The organism is Streptomyces sp. XY431, from assembly GCF_001279805.1.
GTDB lineage: Bacteria > Actinomycetota > Actinomycetes > Streptomycetales > Streptomycetaceae > Kitasatospora > Kitasatospora purpeofusca.
In genome coordinates this window covers 43131-49298 of record NZ_LGDO01000469.1, presented here as the reverse complement: position 1 = coordinate 49298, position 6168 = coordinate 43131, and the positions used below count along the sequence as shown (strand labels likewise).

Genomic DNA, 6168 nt, shown 5'->3' with positions numbered 1-6168 from the left:
CTCCCGGGTCGCCCTCATCACCGACGCCATGGGCGCCGCCGGCATGGGCGACGGCCTCTACCCCCTCGGCCCGCTCCAGGTCGAGGTCAAGGACGGCGTGGCCCGACTGGTCGAGGGCGGTGCGATCGCCGGCTCGACGCTCACCCTGGACGTCGCGTTCAAGCGCTCGGTCACGGTCAACGGCCTCGGCCTGAACCAGGCCGTGGAGTCGCTCTCCACCGTCCCGGCCCGACTGCTCGGCCTCGCCGACCGGGTCGGCACCCTGGAGACCGGAAAGCTCGCCGACCTCGTCGTGGTCGACTCCACCAGCTACGACCTGGTCGCCGTCATGCGCCGCGGCGAGTGGATCACCGGCGGCGACCGCTTCGCCCCGATCACCACCGCCTGACCCGTACGACCCCACCACGCACGACGGCCGCCCGCTCCCCCAAGGGGAGCGGGCGGCCGTCGTGCGTGGGGCCTACGCGGCCTCCAGCACCACCTGGTCGAGCAGGATCGTGCCGCTGCCCGGCGGCAGCGAGATCACGATGGTGTTCGGGCCCGCCTGCATCGGCGGGGTTATGTAGGTGTTGAACCAGGACGAGGCGGGGTCCTTGCCCGGGGAGTAGTTCTTGAAGAACAGTCCGCCCGGCCAGTCCTTGCCGTTGACCGCCGTCGTCGCCCGCACGTCGGCGGCGGCGTTGCTGTAGTGCACGGTGAACTTGTAGGTCCCGGCCGTCGCCAGCTCGCCGGCCCAGGTGATCGTCCCGCCGGGGTTGAGCGTCAGGTAGCTGCCGTCCGAGGACTTGGTGCCCTTGACGGTGTTGCCGACCGGAGCGCTCTGCGCCTGCAGCTGGCTCGCGTCCACCGTGCCCAGGCCACCGGTGCCGGAGGCGGTCGCCGACGGGGTGGCCGACGCGGAGCCGGTCGGGTTCGCGCTGCCGGTGCCGGTGCCCGGGCCCGCCGAGACGCCGGCCGAGGCACTGGCCTTGGCGGACTTCTCCTTGTCGCTGTCCGGGTCCCCGCCGGTGAGGGCCACCGCGGCACCGATCGCGATCGCCGCGACCACGGCCACCGCGCCGATGACGGCGCCCTTGCCCCGGCCGCCGCCGCTCGGCCGCTCCTCGCCCGGCTGCGGGCGGGAGTGCTCGGCGTAGCGGGTCTGCTGGGTGGGGGCGGCACCGAAGTCGCCCTGCGCCGGGTACGGCTGCTGCGGCGGCTGGGCCTGCGGGTAGCCGGGCTGCTGGTAGCCGGGCTGCGGCTGGTGGGGCTGCTGCGGCCGGGGCGGCTGACCGTACTGGGCGCGGCCGACCTCCATCGGGCGGCTGTAGGGGGTGCGGGGCACGCCCTGCTGCGGCTCGGCCGGCTGCCCGGAGGCGCCGTCGGCCGGACGGTAGAGGTAGCCGAACGGATCGTCGTCCTGAGGGACGCCGCCCTCCGGCCCCTGGGGCGCCCCGCTGCTGCCGGCAGTGGTCACGGTGGTCAACTCCCCCATCGCGGTCGCGCCGCCGCACTGCCGTGCCGTCCGGCGCTGATCGTGGTCGCTCGTACCCCCGGAACACTACCTGTCGTCGGCTACGCCCCGAAAAGACCCCTTAACAACCCACGGGTAGCTTGCGCCCGCCCAGGACCCCGGTTCAGCCGGCCCGCCGGTGCGAGCGTTCGCCGCGGGCACCGCGCACCGCACCGCCCCGGGCCCGCTTCTCGTCGTACATCCGCTCGTCGGCGGTGTGCAGGACCTCTTCGATGCTCATCCCGCAGCCGGCCCAGCCGATGCCGAGGCTCACCCCGACCCGCATCGCCCGGCCGTCGATCCGCATCGGCGGGATGATCGCGTTGCGCAGCCGGTGGGCGAGGTCCTTCGCCTCGTCGCGGCCGATGCCGTCGGCCAGCACCACGAACTCGTCGCCGCCGAACCGGGCCACCGTGTCGCCGTCCCGGACGGCCCCGCTGAGCCGGCGGGCCACCTCGACCAGGACGGCGTCCCCGGCGTTGTGCCCGAACCGGTCGTTGATCGACTTGAAGCCGTCGAGGTCGCAGAAGAGCACCGCGAGCCCCTTCTCCACGGCGGGCGGGGGGCTCGAACGGAACGGTCCGGTCCGGATCTCGCCGCCGGGGCCGTGGTCCGGCGGCACCACGGCGTGCACATGGTCGCCGTAACCGTTCGCGCCGTCCGGCGCGCCGGCGGACGCGACCGCCGGATAGCCCTCCGGGAGGCCGTAGCCGTGCGCCGGGTCCATGCCCTCGTACCCGACGGGCGTGCGGTGGGGGTCCCCGAACAGGTGCTCCGGGTACCCGCCGAAGCCGTCCTCGGGGCGGAGCGCGGCCGCGTACCCGGCGCCGCCGTGACCGGAGTCCCCGGGCGGGACGGCCTGGTGCCCGGCGGCGACCGCCTGCGGCAGGGCGCAGAGCCGGCGCCCGAGCCTGGCCTTGAGCTCGGCCCCGTTCGGCAGCCCGGTGAGCGCGTCGTGGCTGGCCCGGTGGGCGAGCTGGAGCTCGTGCCGCTTGCGGTCCTCGATGTCCTCGACGTGGGTGAGCAGGAAGCTCGGGCCCTCGGCGGCGTCGGCCACGATCGAGTTCCGCAGACAGACCCACTGGTACCCGCCGTCCCGGCGGGAGAGTCGCAGTTCCGCCCGGCCGCTCTCGGCACTGGTGCGCTCCAGCAGCGTCCGGTCGTCGGGGTGCACGAGATCGGCGAAGCTCTGCTGGCGCAGCACCGCCCGGGGGCGTCCGAGCAGACGACAGAGCGCGTCGTTGACCCTGGTCAGCTGGCCCCGCCCGGCGCCGTGGAGTTCGGTGATGGCCATCCCGCTGGGGGCGTACTCGAAGGCCTGGCGGAAGCTCTCCTCGCTGGCCCGCAGCGCCTGCTGCTCCTTCTCCAGGCGGGCCAGCGCGCGTTGCATCTCGGCGCGCAGCCGGGCGTTGCCGATCGCGATGGAGGCCTGCAGCGAGAACATCTCCAGCGCCTCGCGGGTCCAGGCCCCGGGCCGTTTGCCGCTGCGCGGCCGGTCCACCGAGAGGACGCCGAGCAGGTCGCCGCCGGCGCTGTACATCGGGGCGAGCAGACCGTCGGCCGGGTGCCAGTCGTTGGCGTAGACCGGCATCGCACCGTCCCCGATCCAGCGCGGGATGTCGCTGGCCACGGCCCAGCCGCGGTCGTAGGGGAGGAAGCGCAGGGTGCCCCAGTGGTCGCTGACGCCGAGCAGCCGGTCCCAGGACTCGCGGGAGCCGACCTGGCCGAGCAGTACGGAGGGGCCGCCCATGGCGCTCTCCTCCAGCTCCCAGACGGCCGCCACCACCAGGTCTCCGTCGGGCCGGACCAGGCTGACCGCGGCGGCGTCGAATCCGAGCCCGTGCACGGCGCCCTCGACCACGGCCTGCAGCGTTCCTGCCAGGCTGCGGGCAGCGTTGAGGTCCGCCACGACCCGGTGCAAGGTGCGGAGGGTCGCGAGACGGACATAAGGCTCCGACTCGGCTTCCATGCGGGGGCTCCCCGGCTGCTTCGGATAGGTCTTGATTGGTTATCGTCCGATTGCCAGAAGAACTGAATCACAGGGAGCACAGCGTTCGGCACGCTCGGTCAGCAATAGGTCAGCACTTGTGACTTAAATCACACGACACTAATGCACCCTTAATCGGTTCATCTGCCCCATAACGGGACAAAAAGCCCCATCGGCACATTTCCGGTGGTCGGTCGAAATGGCCCGGCGCTGTAGCCGACTGACCGCCGGGCAGGCCCTCCCCTTCACTCCTGGGAGTGAGGCCGGGCGCGAACCGTAACCTTCCCGCCGCCCGGGCGGACCGAGCCGCGCTGCGTCGCTGGTCCTACGACCAGGGTCCGATGTCGTTTCCCCCGGTCGCGGGCTAGCGTGCCTACGTGTACCCGTCACCGCAGCCCGAAGCTGCCTCCCAAGCGTCCCCCGACGAGTTCCGGGCGGCGCTCTCCCAGCTCGCCTCCGGTGTCAGCCTGGTGACCGTCCACGACCCGGACGACGGCGAGGACGTCGGCATGACCGCGACGTCCTTCCTGTCCGTGTCGCTGGAACCGCCGCTGGTCCTGATCTCCGTCCGCGAGGACTCCCGGATGGACGAGGTGCTCTCGCGGGCCGGGACCTGGGCGGTCTCGCTGCTGTCCGAGGAGCAGAAGGCACTCGGCTCGCGGTTCGCCATGAAGGGCCGGCTCAGCGACCGGCTGCTGTTCGCCGACGCCCCGCACCACCGCGGCCCGTACAGCGGGGCCCCGCTGATCAGTGGCGCGCTCGCCACCGTGGAGTGCCGCACCGAGCAGCGGATGCCCGCCGGCGACCACACCCTGCTGCTCGGCCGGGTCCTGGAGGCCCGGGTTCCCGACCCCGGCGGCCGCCCGCTGCTGTACTTCCGCGGCGGCTACCGCTCCCTGGGCTGACCCCGGCGCCGGCCGGACACCACCGGACACGCCGGGCACTGCCGGGTGCTGCCGCTACTCGCCGCCGCGCGGGGAGCGCCGCCCCTGCTTCAGCTCGGAGCGGTGCCGCTTGTTGGTGAGCCGCCGCTCGACCATGCCCCGGCTGGGCCTGGTCGCCCGGCGCGCCTTCGGCGGCGGGGCGGTCGCCTCGCCGAGCAGCGAGGCCAGCCGGGCCGCGGCGACCTCACGGTTGCGCCACTGCGAACGGTGCTCGGAGGCCCGGACCACCAGCACCCGACCGTCCACCAGCCGGCCGGCCAGCCGCTCCAGGGCGCGCTCCTTCCACACCTCGGGCAGCGCCGCGGAGGCGGCCAGGTCGTAGCGGAGCTCGACCTGGGTGTCGGAGGTGTTGACGTGCTGGCCACCGGGGCCGGAGGAACGCGAGAAGCGCCAGACGAGCTCGGCGTCGGGGACGACCACCGACCCCCGTACGCGGATGGGCTCAGGCATGGGCCCATCATCCCGCGCCGGACCACGCCGGGTCACCCGGTTATCCGGCCGTCCCGCGCCAACCCCGACAATGTCCCTGTGATCGAGCTCGGCTACTCCCTCTCCAACCGCTTCCCCGACCCCCCGCAGACCGACTACCGGTCCGCGGGCGTGCGCGAGCTGCGGTACGACCTGTTCTGCGGCGACGTCCACGTCGAGGACGAGGAATCGGACCTGTCCACAGCCTGGGGATGGGTCCCGGTGCTGGACTTCGCCTGGGCCCTGTGCGACATCGTCGAGGAACTCGACCGCGACCCGGACGGCGGCCGCGCCGCCCGGGTGCAGACCGCCGACCTCGACTTCACCCAGAACACCCATCTGCTGCGGTTCGCCCGCCGCTTCAACTGGGTAGAGGTGACGGCCACCTGGCTGCCGGACGAGCCGCCGGTCGTGGTGCGCCACGGCGATCTGCGCCGCGAGGCCAGGGATTTCCTCCAGGACACTCTCGCCGACCTCTTCGACATGCACCCGGATCTCGCCGACAATCCGGTTGTCTGGGAACTCCAGGGCAGGTTCCGGCGCGTCTGACGGGGAATACCCGAAACCGTGCCGGCGGCGGAAAAGAAACCGGCCGCGCGGAACCAACCCTCGCGGTTCCCGCGTTATCCCCGGCAACAGCAATCGAAGGGACAGCACACACCATGCCAGTGAGCCTCTCCAAGGGTGGCAACGTCTCGCTGACCAAGGAGGCCCCCGGCCTGACCGCGGTCACCGTCGGCCTCGGCTGGGACGTCCGCACCACGACCGGTGCCGAGTTCGACCTGGACGCCAGCGCCATCGTGCTGAACGCGGACGGAAAGGTGCTGTCCAACAGCCACTTCGTCTTCTTCAACAACACCAGCACCCCGGACAACACCGTCGTCCACACCGGTGACAACCGCACCGGCGAGGGCGCCGGCGACGACGAGGCGATCAACGTCAACCTCGCCACGCTGCCGGCCGAGGCCGCCCGGATCACCTTCCCGGTCTCGATCTACGACGCCGTCACCCGGTCGCAGAACTTCGGCCAGGTCCGCAACGCCTACATCCGCGTGGTGAACGCGGCCGGCGGTGCCGAGATCGCCCGCTACGACCTCTCCGAGGACGCCGCGACCGAGACCGCCATGATCTTCGGCGAGCTCTACCGCAACGGCGCCGAGTGGAAGTTCCGCGCGGTCGGCCAGGGCTACGCCTCCGGCCTGGCCGGCATCGCCCAGGACTTCGGCGTCCAGCTCTGACGCTCCGCCCCCGCGGTGCCCTCCGGCGCCCGTCCCGCC

The 6168-nt window shown here is 72.8% G+C and carries 7 protein-coding genes; 4 read left to right on the top strand and 3 right to left on the bottom strand.

Features of this window, described 5'->3' with window-relative positions; all coding sequences use genetic code 11:
* A partial coding sequence (locus tag ADK60_RS29670; protein WP_159400641.1) for an amidohydrolase family protein occupies positions 1-388 on the top strand: 388 nt, incomplete at its 5' end.
* A gap of 72 nt (positions 389-460) precedes the next feature.
* Here ADK60_RS29670 and ADK60_RS29665 read toward each other — a convergent pair.
* Positions 461-1456 (bottom strand): carbohydrate-binding protein, encoded by a 996-nt coding sequence (locus tag ADK60_RS29665; RefSeq protein WP_159400640.1) that lies wholly within the window; start codon positions 1454-1456, stop codon positions 461-463.
* A gap of 160 nt (positions 1457-1616) precedes the next feature.
* Positions 1617-3461: a GGDEF domain-containing protein gene (locus tag ADK60_RS29660; protein WP_053649972.1), complete on the bottom strand. Its 1845-nt coding sequence runs from the start codon at positions 3459-3461 to the stop codon at positions 1617-1619.
* 395 nt (positions 3462-3856) lie between these two features.
* Between ADK60_RS29660 and ADK60_RS29655 the strand changes: the two genes are divergently transcribed.
* The gene (locus ADK60_RS29655; protein WP_045939016.1) at positions 3857-4384 is read left to right on the top strand and encodes a flavin reductase family protein; all 528 of its coding nucleotides are present in this window, start codon (positions 3857-3859) and stop codon (positions 4382-4384) included.
* Positions 4385-4438: 54 nt separating this feature from the next.
* On the opposite strand, the gene arfB is transcribed toward ADK60_RS29655, so the two are convergent.
* Positions 4439-4873, bottom strand: a complete 435-nt coding sequence (gene arfB / locus ADK60_RS29650; RefSeq protein WP_045939015.1) for an alternative ribosome rescue aminoacyl-tRNA hydrolase ArfB — start codon at positions 4871-4873, stop codon at positions 4439-4441.
* A gap of 78 nt (positions 4874-4951) precedes the next feature.
* On the opposite strand from arfB, the gene ADK60_RS29645 reads away from it, so the two are divergent.
* Entirely contained in the window at positions 4952-5440 is a 489-nt protein-coding gene (locus tag ADK60_RS29645; RefSeq protein WP_045939014.1) for a hypothetical protein, read from the top strand.
* Positions 5441-5553: 113 nt separating this feature from the next.
* On the top strand, positions 5554-6129 hold the full coding sequence (locus ADK60_RS29640) for a TerD family protein (RefSeq protein ID WP_053649969.1): 576 nt from the start codon (positions 5554-5556) through the stop codon (positions 6127-6129).
* Positions 6130-6168: the final 39 nt, after the last annotated feature.

Coding starts and splice junctions, on each gene's coding strand:
- ADK60_RS29660 (WP_053649972.1), bottom strand. CDS start 3,461: ATGGAAGCCGAGTCGGAGCCTTATGTCCGTCTCGCGACCCTCCGCACC.
- arfB (WP_045939015.1), bottom strand. CDS start 4,873: ATGCCTGAGCCCATCCGCGTACGGGGGTCGGTGGTCGTCCCCGACGCC.
- ADK60_RS29640 (WP_053649969.1), top strand. CDS start 5,554: ATGCCAGTGAGCCTCTCCAAGGGTGGCAACGTCTCGCTGACCAAGGAG.